Genomic DNA, 17,723 nt, shown 5'->3' with positions numbered 1-17,723 from the left:
GTCATGTCAAAAAATCTATTAATTAGTAAATTTTTAAATAAACACAACGAAGATGTTTCTGAAAACGCCTTGTTTGTAATATTTATTACGTTATGTGGCGGTTTACAAGACTCATACAGCTATATAGTAAGGGGAAAAGTGTTCGCAAACGCTCAAACTGGGAATATAGTGCTTATGAGTCAAAAAATAATACAAGCTAATTTTAGCGGTAGCATATCCTATTTAATTCCACTACTTTCCTTTTGTATTGGTGTATTTATAGCTCAAACCATAAATCTAAAGGTACAAGCGAAGAATAAAAATGTATGGAAATTATTGGTGCTTGCATTAGAAATATTTATATTATTTGTAGTGGGATTTATTCCGCAAAAATTTAATATAATAGCGAATTCTTTGGTTTCACTGAGCTGTTCAATGCAAATACAAGCATTTAAAAAAATAAATGGGTATAATTATGCAAGTACAATGTGCATAGGTAATATGAGAAGTGGTGTAGAGGCACTCACTTCTTATGTTCATACAAATGATAAATTAGAAAGACATAGAGCTATACATTATTTTTTAGTAATATTAGTTTTTGCACTTGGTGCAGCAATTGGTGCATTATTTGCTCCGATTTTACAAGAAAAGTTAATTATAATTTGCTGTATATTTTTGACAGTAAGTTTAATTTTATTTATCAAAGAATTGTAGAATTTGATAAACAACTTTATTGGAATTTATAAGTGTGCTATAATAAGTATTGTAAAAATGGCTGGAGTATCGTATGAAAAACATATGTATTGTAGGACTTGGGATATCAGGATTATCTATTTTAGACTATTTTGCTGATAAAAATGCAAAAATAATAGCCTTTGATAGTAATGAAAATATTGATAAGTCCAAGTTTGAAAAATATGACAAATTTGAAAATATAGATATAAATATAGGAAAAAATCCTACAGGTGAGGAGGACGTAGACATAATTTATGTTAGCCCGGGCATTTCCTTGTATACAGATTATTTAGTAAAGTTCAAAAATAGAAATGTACCTATAACAGGTGAAGTTGAACTTGCTTATGAAATATTAAAAGATGCAAAATATATCGGTATAACAGGTACAAATGGAAAGACTACTACAACCTCTATGCTTGGTGAAATATATAAAAGCTACGAAAGCAACACTTATGTAGCAGGAAATATAGGGATTTCTTTGCTTAATTTTACTAAGACTGCGAAAGAAAACTCAATTTTCATAACTGAGTTATCAAGCTTTCAATTAGAAAGTATTATAGATTTTAAACCCCATATCGCAGTTATTTTAAACATCACTCCAGACCATATAGAACGTCATAAAACAATGCAGGAATATAAAAATGCAAAATTTAATATTACAAAAAATCAGACAAGTGAAGATTTTTTAGTTTTAAATAAGGATGACAGCGAAATAGATTTAGATTTAAGCAAAGTTAAGGCTCAGGTCGTTTATTTTTCTCAAAAAGAAAAAATACAAAACGGTGTGTATTATGATAGTTGTCAAAGAGCAATAATAAACAACTTGTATGGGAAAAATGAGTTGGTAATAAAAAGAGAAGATATCCATCTTTTAGGCAATCACAACATAGAAAACACTTTAGCCTCTGTTACAGTTGCATTATTAGACGGCATTCCAACAGAGCTGATTAAAAAATCTATAGCTGAGTTTAAATCGGTTAAACATAGAATGCAAGAAATTAGGACTTTGAATGGAGTTAAATATATAAACGACTCCAAGGGTACTAATGTTATGTCTACTGTTAAAGCACTAGAGGCTATTAATTCAGACATAATATTGATAGCCGGCGGATATGATAAGCATATAGAGTTTGATGAGCTTATCAAGCACTTTGACAACAAAGTCAAAAAATTGGTGCTTTTTGGTACAACTAAATATCAAATCTTGGATACTGCTATAAAATATGGATTTAAGGATATAATTGTTTTAGAAAATTTAAGTCAAGCTGTTAAAATATGTAATATTTTAGCCAAAGAGGGTGATTATGTCTTGCTTTCACCGGCTTGTGCTAGCTGGGATATGTATAAGAGCTATGAGCATAGAGGCGACGATTTTATCAGTTTAGTTAATGAATTAAAAGAATAAGGTAAATTATGCAACAAACAGAACCTATTAGAAAAAATAATGCGAGTTTAAAACAAAAAAAGGGCAAGGCGGATTGGATAATTTTCTTTTTGACCTATATGCTGGTCTTAATAGGACTACTTATGGTTTATTCATCAAGTAGCATTCAGGCTCAATTTGACCGCAATTCCAATTACGACTCAATGTTTTTCCTAAAAAAACAATTTAAATTTGTTATTTTAGGAACAATTGCACTATTTATTGGCTATAAAATAAATTATAGATTATATAAAAAATTCGCATGGTATATTTATGGATTAAACATTTTTCTGCTAGTAATAACTAGATTTACTCCACTTGGAACTATATCAAGTGGTGGAAAAAGATGGCTAAATTTAGGATTTATGTCATTTCAAACATCTGAGTTTTCAAAATTTGCTATTATCATCATTATTGCATATTTTATCAGTCAAAATAAAAATCGTATGAATAGAACAAGCTCCATAATTATTCCGTTGGTTTTAGCTGGAATTACATTCTTACTAATTCTTATACAGCCATCACTTTCAGCTGGACTAATTTTGATGATTACTGCTATAGCAATGCTTTTTATTGGTGGTATGAGTTACTTTCATACATTTGTACTATTCGTAACAGGGGTTTTGGGAACTTATATAATGTCAAAATCCGCAGCATATAGACAAGATAGGATTAACTCTTACCTTGACCCGTTTAATGACGTAACAGGTAAAGGCTATCAAATTGTAAACTCAATCCTTGCAATTGCCTCAGGAAATCTAATGGGAGTGGGTTACGGGAAAAGCACTCAAAAGTATTTTTATATACCTCAACCGCAAAATGATTTTATTTTTTCAATTTATGCGGAGGAATTTGGATTTATAGGTTGTATTTTATTAATAGCATTGTTTTTAGTATTAATATACAGGATTTTCAGCTTGTTTATATCAGTTGAAGACGTTTTTGCCAAGATGATTGTATCAGGTATTGGACTACTAATAGGAATTCAGATGTTTTTGCATATTGCAGTAGTATCTGGCTTAGTACCAAATACAGGCATAGGTTTACCATTTATTAGCTACGGCGGAACTTCTATCATGATGTTCTTATTTATGATAGGAATATTACTTAATATTTCAAAAAATAGAAAGGCACTGCAAAAAATCAAATGAACCTAATAATTACTGGAGGAGGAACTGGAGGACACATCTATCCAGCTCTTGCAATTGCGGACTATTTTAAAAAGCAAAATCCTGATACCAAGATTTTGTATGTTGGTGGAAAATATGGTATAGAAAATGAAATATTATTAAATTACGATTATGAATACACCGCTATTGATGTGCTTGGTTTTAAAAGACAAATTTCCCTTGAAAATGGAAAAAGGGTATTAAAAAGCTTAAAATCTATAGTCAAAATGAGAAACCTGATGAAAAAGTTTAAACCTGATATAGTAATAGGTACAGGAGGATATGTTACAGGCCCTGTAGTTTATGCAGCCACAACACTACGGATAAAAACAGCTATATTAGAGGCTAATGTATTCATGGGTATGACAAATAAAATTCTGTCTAGTAAAGTTGATTATATTTTTTACGGCTTTGATGAAGCAAAAAAAAGATATCCTAAAAAAAATTCTGTTGTTTCAGGAAATCCGGTTAGAACTAAAGAATTTAAAAACGATAAACTAACTGCAAAAAATAATCTTGGCATTGTTGATGATAGAAAAATAATCCTATCCATTGGAGGTTCTGGAGGCTCTGACAGTCTTAACAACTGTATACCAAACTTTGTCGAATTTTGTAAAAATAATAACCTAAGGCTAATACACGTTTGCGGAAAAGGCAATAAAGAAGATTTAATGTCAAAAATTGAAGCCGACTATCCTTACTTTGAAATTTATGAGTATATAAATGGTATTGGTGATTACATGATGGCTAGTGACTTGATTATCTGCTCAGCAGGAGCAAGCACCTTATCAGAGGTAACCTATCTTGGAAAGCCAATTATAGCCATACCAAAAGCATATACCGCTGAAAACCATCAAGAATATAATGCGATGATGATACAACATTCTCAAGCCGGGTATTGTATATTAGAAAAAATGCTTACCCCCGAGCTTTTGAGTGAAAAAGTAGGAAACATAATTTTTGATGAAAATGCGCTAAATACGATGTCTCAAAACTCTTCAAAATTATATAAAGGTGATGCTTGTAAAATCATTTTTGATACAATGACACAAGCGAATTTAAAATGAAAAATAGATTTAAAAAGCTTTTAAAGATACTTGGTATATCTTTTGTACTACTAATAGCTTTGATACTTATTTACCTGTTTTCCGGATTATTTCCAGTAAAGAAAGTCACTATTATTGGACAAAATGATATAAAAAAAGATAACATTCTAAAATTAGCCAATATAGATATGAGTAAAAATATCTATTTGTTGGATAAAAATCTAATTGAAAAAAATATCAGCACTGACAAATATATAAAATCCGCAGATGTAAAAAGGCGTTTCCCATCAGAAATAGTTATTAGTGTCCAGCAATATACTCCTGTAGCAAGTATACCTGTAACTGGAGGGTATGTGATTATAGACGAGGATGCGTTAGCACTAAATATTGTGCAAAAAGAAGAGCAAATTATAAAACCTTTGATTAGTGGGATAAAGATTGAAAATGTAAAATTAAAACAATTAATTCCTGTTAAAAATCAAGACGAATTGGAAAATATTTTAGAAATAATTAAATCAACTTCATCATTAAATTTATTGGAAAATATTTCATACATCAATCTTGCAAAATACGATGACATTACAATGATGACAAATATTGGAATAAAAGTTCAATTTGGAAATTTGAATAATTTGCAGTACAAAATGAAATTATTAAATCAAATTCTCTTAGATTTGTCTAAAAAGGGAAAAACAAAGGGAACAATTGATATGAGATTTGATACTGACCCGGTATATTTTGAGTAAAAAATAAAAAATCGTAAAAATTTTCAATTTAATATAGACGAAATCTTGATTTGTTGGTATTATTAATATGTGTAACTTTGAATAGAATTTTCGATATAATTTTTTAATTATATCTGATATAGCAAATTTTGGAGGTAAAGATGGAGCTTGCACAAGATATAAAAGATGAAAGTGCTAAAATTCTGATAATTGGTGTAGGCGGTGGCGGTGGGAATGCCGTTAACCGAATGATTGAAGACGACATAAAGGGAGTAGAGTATATTGTAGCTAACACAGATAATCAAGCTCTACATAATTCCAAGTGTGACAATGTACTACAACTTGGTGAAAAATTAACTAGAGGTCTAGGTGCTGGTTCTAAACCGGAGGTTGGTAAAAAGGCTGCTGAAGAAACAGCTGAATTAATAAAAGAACAAGTAAGTAAGTTTGACATGGTCTTTGTTACAGCAGGTATGGGTGGAGGAACAGGTACAGGTGCAGCTCCGGTAGTAGCCTCAATAGCTAAGGAGGCCGGTGCACTAACTGTAGGTGTCATCACTTTACCATTCCAATTTGAAGGTAGAAATAAACATAAAGTTGCTATTGAAGGTCTAGAAGAATTAAAGAAAAATGTAGACTCTATAATGGTAATACCAAATGATAAAATCTTAGAAATTTGTCCAAAAGGTACTTCACTAGCAGATGCCTTTAAAAAAGGGAACGAAGTTCTAGCGAAAACTGTAAAAAGTATTACAGATTTAATTACTTCTAATGGCTTAATTAATTTAGACTTTGCCGACATTAGAACTGTTATGGAAAATAAGGGTGTATGTCATGTAGGCTTTGGTACGGCTAAAGGTGAAAACAGAGCCATTGAGGCTGCTAAACAAGCTATAACATCTCCATTACTGGAAACATCTATAGAAAGAGCTACAGATATTCTTGTGAATGTAGCAGCTACAAAGGACTCCTTTACCATTGAAGAATTTGGCTTGATTGGTGACTTCATTAGAGATGCTATGGGAGAAAATGACGAACACGAGTCAGACCATGTTATTACAGGTAGTTCCTATTCTGATGAGTTGGGTGATGAGCTTTCACTTGTCATCATTGCTACTGGGATAGACTCTGTTATAAAGAGAAAAACAGTTAATGTTGATGATATCGAAACAGGTGTTGTAAATCGAATTACTAGACCTAGCTTGGACGATTTGGACATTGACTTAGATTTAAACGATGATAATTCTAAAAATACGATACAAAATATTGACGAAGTAAAAGAAAAGAATGCGAAAGTCAGCTTGGAAATTCCTGACTTTTTGAAAAAAAACAGAAGAAAATAAGGTGAGCTATGCACTGTCCATATTGTGGAAGTAGTCAATTAAAGGTTATAGACTCTAGGCATATTTATCAGGACAACTCAATAAAAAGAAGAAGAGAATGTGAGAAATGTGGCAAAAGATTCAGCACATTTGAAGTCATTCAAGAGGCTAGCATTATTGTAATAAAAAAGGATAATACTAGAGAATTTTTTGACAAGAAAAAAATCCTCCAAGGTATTATGCGTTCATGCAGAAAAAGACCTGTAACGGCTAAACAAATGGAAGATATAGTTAATGAAATCGAAAGAGAATTACTCACAAAATATGATAAAGAAGTACCCAGTAAGGAAATTGGTGAATTAGTAATACAAAAACTAAGGAACTTAGATGTAGTTAGCTATGTTCGTTTTGCCTCTGTATATCGTGAGTTTAAGGACATTAACAGTTTTTTTGAAGAATTAGACAATCTAAAAAAAGAAGAAAACGAAAAATCTAGAGATAATTAAAAACTAAGAAAACCTATGGGAAAACTGTAGGTTTTTTAGATTTTATAAAAATTACAGATTTAAATGCTAGTTGTAAAAAAATTATTATTTTATAAAAGGTAAATTTATGAAAAATACTGTAGCTATAGTTGGAAGACCAAATGTCGGAAAATCCACTCTGTTTAATAGACTTGTAGGAGAGAGAATTTCTATTGTAGAAGATACTCCGGGTGTAACTAGAGATAGGATATACCAAAAGGCAACTTGGCTTGACAATGATTTTATTTTGATAGACACAGGCGGTATCGACTCAACATCTAATGAATTAATACCGTCAATGATGTTGGAACAGGCTAAAATAGCTATTGAAGTTGCAGATGTAATACTTTTTGTGGTAGACGGTAGGACAGGACCGCTAGACCAAGATTTTGATGTAGCAAATATACTTAGGAAATCTCAAAAAAAAGTTGTTGTTGCAGTAAATAAGGTTGATAATTCCAATCTACCGGATGATTATTATGACTTCTATAAGCTTGGGTTTGATGATATGTACGCCATTTCGTCAGTTCAAGGTTTGGGATTGGGCGATATGCTTGACAAAATAGTTGAACTTTTCCCTGAAACAAATGAAGTGGAAATTGATGATAATTCTATAAAAGTTGCAATAATTGGTAAACCAAATGTTGGTAAATCATCAATATTAAATGCCATGGTAGGGCAAAATAGAAGTATTGTTTCTCCAATTGCCGGCACTACAAGAGATGCCATAGACGAAAAATGTGAGATTGATGGAGTGGAGTACACATTCATTGATACATCAGGACTTAGAAAAAAAAGTAAAATCTATGAAAACATCGAAAAATATTCAATGTTAAGAGCTTTCAGCTCAGTTGAAAGAGCTGATGTAGTGCTAATTGTTATAGATGCCGAAACTAGAATTACAGACCAAGACACAAAGATTGCAGGCGTTGCTCATGACAATGGAAAATGTGCAATTATTGTAGTTAATAAGTGGGATACCATAGAAAAAGATAACAACTCCATTAATGAATATACCAAAGAAATTAGAAATAAATTAGCCTATATGCAATATGCTCCAATAGAATTTATATCTGCAAAAACAGGCAAAAGACTTTCTAATATAACACAAAGAATTAATGAAGTTTACGAACAGGGCAACAAGAGATTGACTACAGGGGTATTAAATGACGTAGTCGGTGAGGCTGTAATGCTAAATCAGCCACCATCTGACAAGGGTAAAAGGCTTAAAATTTATTATGCTACGCAGGTTGGAACTTTGCCGCCTACCTTTGTGTTCTTTATCAATGATTTAGAATTATTTCATTTTTCTTATAAGAGGTATTTAGAAAATAAAATTAGAGAAAGCTTTGGTTTTGTTGGTACACCAATTAAAGTAATTGGAAGAGAAAAGAGTCAAGGCAAATGACCTACGAAATAAAAAAAATTACAAAAAAGAGAAATGGAAATTTTAATCTTTACTTAAAAAATTATAAAGAAGAAAAAATCCAAATCCATAAAGAGGCTCTTTATAAATCTGGAATATACAAGCTGGATGAAATAGACAGCGAAGAATTATCCAAAGTTTTGTTAGAAAATGAGAACCTTCTTGCCAAGGATTACGCACTAAAAAGCCTTGGATATAGTGCAAAAACTTTGACAGAGCTAAGAAGAAAACTTTTTGAAAAAAGATTTTCAAAAGACTCAATTGAATTTGCACTGGATTTTATTAAAGAAAAAAATTTAATAAATGAAGAATTAGTAGCAAAAAGCTTGATGGAAGGTAAATTTAGAAAAAATAAATATTCCAAAAGACATATTAAAAATACTCTTAGGCAAAAGGGTATAAGCAGTGAGATTATTTCTGATTTAACTTCAGATATAGACAACGATGAAGAGCTTGAAAAAGCACTTTTTTACGCTGAAAAAAAATTAAGAAGTCTTAGAAATGCTGACACTGAGGAAATAAAAAGAAAGCTACGCTCCACATTATCTTATAGGGGTTTTGATTATGAGATAATAAACAAGGCAATTAGGAAAACACTTAAAAATATTGACGAGGATTAATAGTATGAAAAAAGGTTTTGATGAAAAAAAATATCTTGAGTTACAGTCTAAACATATATTAGAAAGAGTTAATCAGTTTGATAAGTTATATTTGGAGTTTGGCGGTAAACTTTTACATGACACCCATGCCATGAGAGTTTTGCCGGGATATAGTGAAAACACCAAAATAAAACTATTACAAGGCTTAAAAGACAAATTAGAAGTAATAATTTGTGTTTATAGCGGACACATTGAAAACAGTAAAGTAATTGGAGATTCCGGCATAAGTTACGAGCTTGGCGTCTTTAGGTTAATTGATGATTTAAGGGCATTCCATCTTCAGGTAAATTCTGTAGTTATCACAAGATATGAAGAAAGACCTACAACTGATACATTTATAAAAAAATTGGAAAGAAGAAACATAAAAACCTATAAACACAAATCCACAGCAGGCTACCCAACAGATGTAGAAACTGTTGTAAGTGAACAAGGCTACGGTAAAAATGAGTACATCAAGACCGAAAAACCTATAGTTGTAGTTACTGCACCAGGTCCGGGCAGTGGTAAACTTGGTACCTGTTTATCTCAGGTATATCATGAATTTGCTATGGGTAACAGTGCAGGCTATGCAAAGTTTGAAACATTCCCGGTATGGAATTTACCACTTAAACATCCTATAAATGTAGCATATGAGGCTGCTACATCAGATTTAAAGGACGTCAATGTAATAGATTCATTCCACATGGATGCCTATAATATAGTTTCTGTAAATTACAACAGAGATATGGAGAGTTTCCCACTGTTAAGGACAATGCTTAACAAAATAACAGGAGAAGATAAGGCTTATAAATCCCCTACAGATATGGGCGTAAATAGAATTAAAGACGGTATAGTCGATGATGAAGTAGTCCGAGAGGCAAGCAAACAAGAGGTAATTAGGAGATATTTACTGGCAAAAGTAGATTATGTTAAGGGCAGCTGCGATTCAGATATGGTGGACAGATTAAAAATACTGATGCAAAGCCTTGATATAAATGAAGAATATAGAAAGTCTTTAGTTGCTGCTAGAAAAAAAGCTGAACTTATAAATGCCGGTACAGACGACAATTCAAAACACGCAATGGCTATTGAGCTTACAGATGGCACAATTTTGACAGGAAAGTCCTCAAATATTATGGAGGCATCAGCAGCACTTATATTAAATGCTCTAAAATATTTTGCAAATATTGATGATGATATGCTGCTACTTGCCCCTTTGGTTTTAACTCCTATTACAGAATTAAAAAAAGTAACTGACTTAATGGGAAACAAGACCTTGAATATGGAAGAAGTTTTGATAGCTTTAAGTATATGTGCAGCAACAAATACAATGGCAGAAAAAGCACTTTCAAAGATAAAGAACTTACGTTTCTGTAAAGCTCACTCAACCTGTATAATCAGCTCCAGCGATGAACAGATGTTTTCAAAATTAGGTGTAGATGTGACGTGCGACCCAGTCTTTGCAGATAATAATTTGTTTTATAATCTATAATTATACTTAATCAAAAAAATCGAAAATTATCTGATTGAAGAATTTTGGCTGAAATGCTATTTTCTTTGATTAGATTATTTTCGATTTTTTGTATTTTACTTAATTATTATACATAAGCCTTAATAAATATAGACTTTTTTCCGATAAATATCTTGTAAAGCTTAATATTTAACAATGAGGAAAAATATGATAAATATATTATCTCCAAAACAGAATATAAAACAAGACTCTAATATTGACCTATTAAAGGCTTATCAGGATAACTCTGCCTCTAATTTTTCTTTTAGTGGCACAATTTTGGATAAAAATGGTAAAAAAATCCGAATGCAAACATCTGATAAAAGTATCTATGATATCACAACTAAGATAAACTTAGATGTAAGTAGTGGACAAACCTTGCAAATTAAAAAATCTCAAATTGAAACAATAGTAAAAATTAGCGATGACCAAATAAAAGCTCAAAAGGAGCATAAAGAGGAATTAGAAAAAAAGCTTGAGGAAATGGACGTAGAAAAGTCAAAAGAAAATCTAGAAGGGGCAGAGGCACTAAAAAAATATGATGTACCTTTGACTAAAGAAAATCTTTTGAAATTTGTCACGCTTAAAAACAGTATTAATGATGTGAAATCTGAGCTAAATATGGATATATTAGCTAAGCTTTTAGCTGATAATTCCATATCAAATTTGTCAATCTTTGATTTATCTAAAAAAATGAAAAATGAGACCATAGAATTTCATGCAAGGGTATCAGAAAAGGATTCAACTAAAAAATACGATGAAGCTAGAAAAATTGCAAACGACATTTATAATAGTAAAATGGGCAAGGACGTCTACGATATCATCATAGCATTGAAAAATAATGGAGTAGAAATTACAAGGGAAAATATAGACTCAATGTATGATTCCTTTTCTAAGCTCAATGATATTAAAGGTATTGATGATAAAAATGTAATAGATGCAATGAATTCGGGAACCAATACAATTTCAATTGATTTATTATACAAGGTAAAAAACTTCATTAGTTGTTCAAAGCTAGATGCAGTGACAATATCTGAAAATTCAAATTTATCTAAATTATCTATATCAAAGACACCAACTGATGATGAAATAGAGACTCTAACACCTCAAATAGAAAAGCTATTGAAAGAGCTTGGATTTGATAAAAAAGACATAGATACTGCAAAATTACTAATTAAAAATTCAATGGACGTATCAAAAGAAAATCTTGATATGGTTTATGATATAAAAGCTACAATAAGTGAAATCGCTGAAAAATTGGATAAAAATATTGCAGCAATTCTTATAGGGCAAGATATGGATATGTCCTCAATGGACTTAAAACAGTTACTTGCCCAAATCAACGCAATTATGCAAAACCTAAACGCTTCAGAAAATTTAGATTTTTCTCAAGACGAGCTTGATTCAGCCGGAATATTGATTGATGCAATAAAACAAATTCAGCAAGATAACAGCCTGATCACAAATTACAAAGTTAAATCAGTCTTGTCATCAAAGCTTATTGGGCAGGACTTATATGATAAATTATTCGGTAGCCATTATTCCACCAAGGTTTTAGATTATAAGTCAGCAGTCATTACAAAATCGGCATTGGTGTTAAGTTCTGTTGACAAGATAGACTTTGACCAAATAAATCCATTAAATAGCAAAATATCACTACATTCGTTAAGCAGATTGGTTAATACCAGTTTCAAAATGAATGAGCTCCAAAATGAAGATACTTACAAACAATTAGAATATGATTTCCAATATCAAGAAATATCTTTTGCAAAAAAAGATATACAAAATCATTATGACTACTTGAAACAAAATATGAGAGCTAGCCATATTAGACTTATGATGCAAGACGGAGTAGACCCATATAATTCTGATATAAGGGTAGTTAGCGAAATAGTCAGTACACAAAATCAAATATTTAGACAAACAGAAAGAATTATAGGAAATAATGTAGATACCTACAGTGAAAACGAGTCAATCTCAAGACTTGTAGTTTCAAACTCAGAGTTTACCTTTTCTAACTTTAAAAAATCAATGGAGATTTCAACCAACACATATAGTTATTTTGACAAATTAAGTGAGTTGGAAAAATTAAATCCTGATTCATTTACTCAAAATATTATTACTAGACTAAAAAAAGTTATTGAAAAATTTAACGTAAACGACACACATGAATTTAGACACGAACTTCAAAATAACATTTTGGCAATAAACAACGAAATAAAAAATATACAAAAATCATTGGAGACATCAGATAGTCCAAATAAACCGCAAATTAATGAATATCTAAAAAATTTAACAGACGAAATAAGACAAACAAGAATGCTCACAAAGCAAGACGAAATGTTACAAATACCTTTCTACATGAATGGAGACCAATCAAATGCCAATGTGTATGCAAAAACTAAAAAAAATGCCAAAGGCAAGATTGACCCTGATGATATGAGCGTACTTATAGATTTAAATACAAAAAATCTTGGTAAAGTTGGATTTTATATAAAAGCCAATGGTAAAAAGCTGTCACTTAAAATATCAGCAGAAAATACATCTATTTCAAAGCTAAGACAAAGCATAAATATGCTAGATACTTCTTTATCCGATGGCGGATATGAGCTAAATTTAGTAGACTTAATATCACCTGACAACAAAGCTAAATTAGCCTTTATAGAAGAAAATGTAAAAGAGTCCAACACAATGATAGATTTTACAATTTAATTTAAAGTTTTAGGTTTATATAACGATATATAACATAGTTATTTAAAGAGAGAGAACATTGGCTAATTATAAAAACAACATTAAAAAAGCTGTAGCCCTAGAATATAACGAAAAAATGAGTGCTCCTATAGTAAATGCTAAAGGGCAGGGCTATGTAGCTGAAAATATGCTTGAAAAAGCTAGACAATCAGGCATAAAAGAATATATAGACGAAGATTTGCTCAAAGATTTGATGGCTCTTAGCATTGGTGATGAAATACCAGTCGAGCTATACGAGATAGTAGCAAAGGTACTAAAATATGTTGAGACAGTTGATAAAAATAATGGGAGGAAGTAAATGAGACTAGGTACAAATATATCATCATTAACATCAATAGTGAATTTGAATGAGACCTCTAGAGCACAAACAACAGCTTTAAGAAGACTTTCATCAGGTAGAAAGCTTAATTCATCAGCAGATAATGCAGCAGGATATGCCATATCCAAAAAAATGGCACTGCAAATACAAGGGCTAAAGACAGCATCAAAAAACGTACTAGACGGAGTATCATTGATACAAACAGCAGACGGAGCTATGAACCAAATCCACGATATGCTCCAAAGAATGAGAGAATTAGCAGTAAAAGCAGCAAATGGAACAAACCAATTGGAAGATAAAGAGGCAATACAAAAAGAAATCGACCAGCTTACCTCAGAAGTAAATAAAATGAGAGAGACCACAGAGTTTAACAAAAATAAAATATTTAAAAATATAGACGAAGATGGCAATTATAAGCCAACAATGAATTTAGATTTACAATCCGGAGCAAATGAAAATCAGCTAATGGGTATACCACTTGAAGAAATATCAGCCTTTAATTTAGGGATTTCAGGCAAAAAAGGTACTGACGGAAGTGACAGGACAAACAACCCTAATGCAATTAATAACTCAAAATTAAAATTTACAAAAAAGAGTGGACTAACAGATTTTTACAATCCAAAAGATATCGATACCACCGTAACACCAAATGAAGCAAACGAAGCTGCCATAGACGTAACAGACCAAGAAAGTGCCGGTCTTGCTATAAGTGCTTATGACGCTGCTATAGCAAAAGTATCCGAAATCAGGTCACAGTTAGGAGCAGTGCAAAACAGATTTGAAAAAACTATTGCTACATTAGACAGCACCAACGAAAATATCACACAAGCTATGTCTAGAATAGAAGATGCCGACCTTGCAGAGGAAATGACAGAATTTACTAAATTTAACATTCTACAGCAAGCCGGTACATCAATGCTTGCCCAAGCAAATCAAATACCACAATCAGTATTAAAATTACTAGATAATTAATTTTTGCTTTAAATTATAAAAATAAATCAGTAATGCCAAGATAAATGCACAAGAACGTGCATCTACCTTGGCATTAAATATATTTTGAATATTATGCACAAATATATTTAATTTACTTTCTTAATAATTTGTGATAAAATCAATAAGTTATGATATAATATAAATAAAACTAAAAGAATTTATTAAGGAGGAATTATAGTGGGACGTTTACACACTATAGAAAACAGAAAAGGAAAACAAGATGCTAAAAGAGCTCAGATTTTCACAAAATATGCAAGATTAATAACAGTAGCCGCAAAAGAGGGTGGAGCTGACCCTGAATACAATCCATCTCTTAAAAATGCTATAGATAAGGCTAAAGCAGAAAATATGCCTAATGATAACATAGAAAGAGCTATAAAAAAAGGTGCAGGCGGGGATGACTCTGAAAACTATGAGTCCATTACTTATGAAGGATATGGTCCTGGCGGAGTTGCTATGATAGTAGAAACTTTAACAGATAACAAGAACAGAACAGCCGGCAATGTAAGACACTATTTTGATAGACATAGTGGCAATTTGGGAACTACAGGTTCAGTTTCTTTCATGTTTGATAGAAAAGGTGAAATTTTAGTAGAAAAAAAAGACAGCGTAGTTGAGGATGAATTGATGGAAGTAGCCTTAGACGCTGGAGCTATGGATTTTATAACTGAAGACGATTGTTATGTTATTTATACCGAGGCAAAGGATTTTCCAAAAGTAAAAGATGCATTAACAAACGCTAACTATGAATTATTGTCCGCAGATGTCAAACTAATCCCTGCAACTTATGCTCAAATTGATGAAAGTCAGGAAAAAATGCTTGAAAAACTTTTAGACGAATTAGAAGAAGATGACGATGTGCAAAATGTTTACTATAATATAAAATAAATAAAATTGGAGAACCGTTTGTTATTTTATGGATGTAGATAGTCATATAAATTTAAGAGGTGGTATATATGTGGCTAATCCTATTTATTATTGGTTTAATATTAATTGGTATTGAAATATTTATACCCGGCTTTGGTGTTTTTGGCATCTCCGGAGCTGCATTGATGCTAGTATCTTCTGTAGCATTACTTAATACGCCATATGGTGTAGTATTTTTAGTGATTTCGGTTTTCATGGCATTGTTTATATTCTTTATCCTATTTATATTGATTTATAAGGCTATAAACAAAGTACCTCCGAAATTTATGGAAAATACTTTATTTTTAAGTAAGTCTCTAAAATCTAACGAAGGCTTTACTTCTTCAAAGGAAAATAATAATCATTTGGGTGAAATTATGACAGTAGATACTTTTTTGAGACCGTCCGGTAAAGTTATAAAGGATGGGATTGTTTATGATGCAATGAGCAACAATAAATTCATTGAAAAGGGCAAAAATGTAGAGGTTATAGGCAATAAAGGATATATTTTAATTGTAAGAGAAGTTTAAACTTATTTACATTAATATGGAGGGAACATGGCACCTTTAATAACTTTAGGCGTAACTTTAATAATAATATTTTTTATACTTATTGTATTTTTAAATTTTTTCCCATTTGGTTTATGGATTACAGCTTTATTTTCAGGTGTTAGAGTTTCAATACTAACACTTGTAGGTATGAGATTTCGTAGAGTTAGACCATCAAAAATTGTTGACCCTATGATAAAGGCGACTAAAGCAGGCTTGGATTTATCAATAGACAAGCTTGAGGCACATTACCTTGCCGGTGGTAATATTGACTCTGTTGTAGATGCACTAATTGCTGCACAAAGGGCGAACATTACACTAGAATTCGAACAGGCAGCAGCTATAGACTTAGCAGGTAGAGATGTTTTAGAGGCTGTACAGGTATCAGTCAACCCTAAGGTTATAGAAACTCCACTTATATCTGCTGTAGCAAAAGATGGTATAGAATTAAGAGTAAAAGCAAGAGTTACTGTCAGAGCGAACATAGAAAGATTAGTAGGTGGTGCTGGTGAAGAAACTATCATTGCAAGAGTAGGTGAGGGTATAGTAACTACAGTAGGTAGCTCAGAAAGCCACAAGGAAGTGCTGGAAAACCCTGACAAAATATCTAAAACTGTACTTGATAAAGGACTTGACTCCGGTACTGCATTTGAAATCTTGTCTATAGATATTGCTGACGTAGATGTAGGTAGAAACATCGGAGCTCAACTACAAACTGACCAAGCTGAGGCAGATAAGAAAATAGCTCAGGCAAAAGCCGAAGAAAGAAGAGCTATGGCGATAGCAGCAGAGCAGGAAATGAGGTCAAGAGTAGTAGAAATGAAAGCCAAGGTTGTAGAGGCTGAGTCAAAAGTACCTCTAGCAATTGCAACTGCATTTGAAAATGGTAAACTAGGAGTAATGGATTACTATAATATGAAAAATGTTATGGCGGATACTGATATGAGAAATGCTATTTCACAAAATTCTGTAAATTCAAATAAAAAAGAGTGATAATATGGACTTTTTTGAAGGTATTTACGTTTTAATAATTATAGTCAGTATTATTTCAAGCATAAATTCAAGTATTAAAAAGAAAAATAAGAAAAAAACTAAGCCGACAAGGACTGTAAAAAATACTCCTGTCAACAAAAAATCTTCTCAATATGATTTTAAAAAACAGCAACCTAGTAAAAAGTCTAAAGACATATTTACTAGAGCCAAAGAGGAAATAGAAAAAAAATCTAAAGAGGTTAAAGATATTTCTGAAAAATTTTTGCAAGAGAAAAGCATCGAAAATAATTCAAAAAATAAACAGCATAACAAAAATATTACTAAAAATGATACTGATAAAACAAAAACTGTAGTATATGAATTTCAGACATCCCCTAATATAGATGAAGTTAAAAAAATTTCTGATTTACATCAGGAAAATGGACAGCTTGACTTAGATAATATTGGTAACTTAGGTGATTTAAATTTTATTGGGTATTATGACGCTGATGACAGGGATATAAAAAGTTCAAATTTGAATTTATTAAATGACTTAGAACCGGCGAAAATGTTTATATTTTCTGAAATTATACAAAAACCTCTTGCACTTAGAAAATAAATTTATAAAGATTAGCCTATTTACGGCTAGTCTTTATTTTTTGAAAAATTATCAGAAAATATTTAAAAATGCTTAACTTTATTAAAATTTATTGTTGACAGAATGACATATTTATAAT

17 protein-coding genes are annotated in these 17,723 nt (G+C 31.4%); all 17 read left to right on the top strand.

The window, feature by feature from the left end; genetic code table 11:
- The first annotated feature begins 3 nt into the window (after positions 1 to 3).
- The 17 genes from BBG48_RS02370 to BBG48_RS02290 all read left to right on the top strand — a co-directional run bounded on the left by BBG48_RS02370 (position 4) and on the right by BBG48_RS02290 (position 17,605).
- Positions 4 to 693: a YoaK family protein gene (locus BBG48_RS02370; RefSeq protein WP_068914161.1), complete on the top strand. Its 690-nt coding sequence runs from the start codon at positions 4 to 6 to the stop codon at positions 691 to 693.
- A gap of 73 nt (positions 694 to 766) precedes the next feature.
- Positions 767 to 2,119, top strand: coding sequence for a UDP-N-acetylmuramoyl-L-alanine--D-glutamate ligase (gene murD, locus BBG48_RS02365; protein ID WP_068914162.1), 1,353 nt, complete (start codon positions 767 to 769; stop codon positions 2,117 to 2,119).
- Between the two features lie 8 nt (positions 2,120 to 2,127).
- Positions 2,128 to 3,288 carry a putative lipid II flippase FtsW gene (gene ftsW / locus BBG48_RS02360; RefSeq protein WP_068914163.1) on the top strand — a complete coding sequence of 387 codons (1,161 nt, stop codon included), beginning with the start codon at positions 2,128 to 2,130 and terminating at the stop codon, positions 3,286 to 3,288.
- Positions 3,285 to 4,373: an undecaprenyldiphospho-muramoylpentapeptide beta-N-acetylglucosaminyltransferase gene (murG, locus tag BBG48_RS02355; protein WP_068914164.1), complete on the top strand. Its 1,089-nt coding sequence runs from the start codon at positions 3,285 to 3,287 to the stop codon at positions 4,371 to 4,373. Before ftsW ends, murG begins: the two co-directional genes overlap by 4 nt.
- Positions 4,370 to 5,098, top strand: a complete 729-nt coding sequence (locus BBG48_RS02350; RefSeq protein ID WP_068914165.1) for a cell division protein FtsQ/DivIB — start codon at positions 4,370 to 4,372, stop codon at positions 5,096 to 5,098. The genes murG and BBG48_RS02350 overlap by 4 nt, the downstream gene beginning before the upstream one ends.
- A 140-nt stretch (positions 5,099 to 5,238) precedes the next feature.
- Positions 5,239 to 6,420 carry a cell division protein FtsZ gene (ftsZ, locus tag BBG48_RS02345; protein ID WP_068914166.1) on the top strand — a complete coding sequence of 394 codons (1,182 nt, stop codon included), beginning with the start codon at positions 5,239 to 5,241 and terminating at the stop codon, positions 6,418 to 6,420.
- A gap of 8 nt (positions 6,421 to 6,428) precedes the next feature.
- Positions 6,429 to 6,905: a transcriptional regulator NrdR gene (nrdR, locus tag BBG48_RS02340; RefSeq protein ID WP_068914167.1), complete on the top strand. Its 477-nt coding sequence runs from the start codon at positions 6,429 to 6,431 to the stop codon at positions 6,903 to 6,905.
- 106 nt (positions 6,906 to 7,011) lie between these two features.
- On the top strand, positions 7,012 to 8,331 hold the full coding sequence (gene der / locus BBG48_RS02335) for a ribosome biogenesis GTPase Der (protein ID WP_068914168.1): 1,320 nt from the start codon (positions 7,012 to 7,014) through the stop codon (positions 8,329 to 8,331).
- Positions 8,328 to 8,969, top strand: a complete 642-nt coding sequence (locus BBG48_RS02330) for a regulatory protein RecX (RefSeq protein WP_068914169.1) — start codon at positions 8,328 to 8,330, stop codon at positions 8,967 to 8,969. The genes der and BBG48_RS02330 overlap by 4 nt, the downstream gene beginning before the upstream one ends.
- 4 nt (positions 8,970 to 8,973) lie before the next feature.
- Complete coding sequence (locus tag BBG48_RS02325; protein ID WP_068914170.1) at positions 8,974 to 10,479, top strand: DUF1846 domain-containing protein; 1,506 nt, start codon at positions 8,974 to 8,976, stop codon at positions 10,477 to 10,479.
- A gap of 186 nt (positions 10,480 to 10,665) precedes the next feature.
- Positions 10,666 to 13,209, top strand: coding sequence for a DUF6240 domain-containing protein (locus BBG48_RS02320; RefSeq protein WP_068914171.1), 2,544 nt, complete (start codon positions 10,666 to 10,668; stop codon positions 13,207 to 13,209).
- Positions 13,210 to 13,267: 58 nt separating this feature from the next.
- A complete protein-coding gene (locus BBG48_RS02315) occupies positions 13,268 to 13,546 on the top strand; it encodes an EscU/YscU/HrcU family type III secretion system export apparatus switch protein (protein WP_274541822.1) in 279 nt (92 codons plus the stop codon).
- Positions 13,547 to 14,539 (top strand): flagellin N-terminal helical domain-containing protein, encoded by a 993-nt coding sequence (locus BBG48_RS02310; RefSeq protein ID WP_068914172.1) that lies wholly within the window; start codon positions 13,547 to 13,549, stop codon positions 14,537 to 14,539.
- Between the two features lie 198 nt (positions 14,540 to 14,737).
- The gene (locus BBG48_RS02305; RefSeq protein WP_068914173.1) at positions 14,738 to 15,448 is read left to right on the top strand and encodes a YebC/PmpR family DNA-binding transcriptional regulator; all 711 of its coding nucleotides are present in this window, start codon (positions 14,738 to 14,740) and stop codon (positions 15,446 to 15,448) included.
- Positions 15,449 to 15,516: 68 nt separating this feature from the next.
- On the top strand, positions 15,517 to 15,996 hold the full coding sequence (locus BBG48_RS02300; RefSeq protein ID WP_068914174.1) for an NfeD family protein: 480 nt from the start codon (positions 15,517 to 15,519) through the stop codon (positions 15,994 to 15,996).
- Between the two features lie 27 nt (positions 15,997 to 16,023).
- Entirely contained in the window at positions 16,024 to 17,007 is a 984-nt protein-coding gene (gene floA / locus BBG48_RS02295) for a flotillin-like protein FloA (protein WP_068914175.1), read from the top strand.
- A 4-nt stretch (positions 17,008 to 17,011) separates the two neighbouring features.
- Positions 17,012 to 17,605, top strand: coding sequence for a hypothetical protein (locus BBG48_RS02290; RefSeq protein WP_068914176.1), 594 nt, complete (start codon positions 17,012 to 17,014; stop codon positions 17,603 to 17,605).
- Positions 17,606 to 17,723 lie beyond the last annotated feature (118 nt).

It is taken from the genome of Criibacterium bergeronii, assembly GCF_001693775.2.
GTDB classification, from domain to species: Bacteria; Bacillota; Clostridia; order Peptostreptococcales; family Filifactoraceae; genus Peptoanaerobacter; species Peptoanaerobacter bergeronii.
This window is presented reverse-complemented; position numbering and strand designations above follow the sequence as displayed.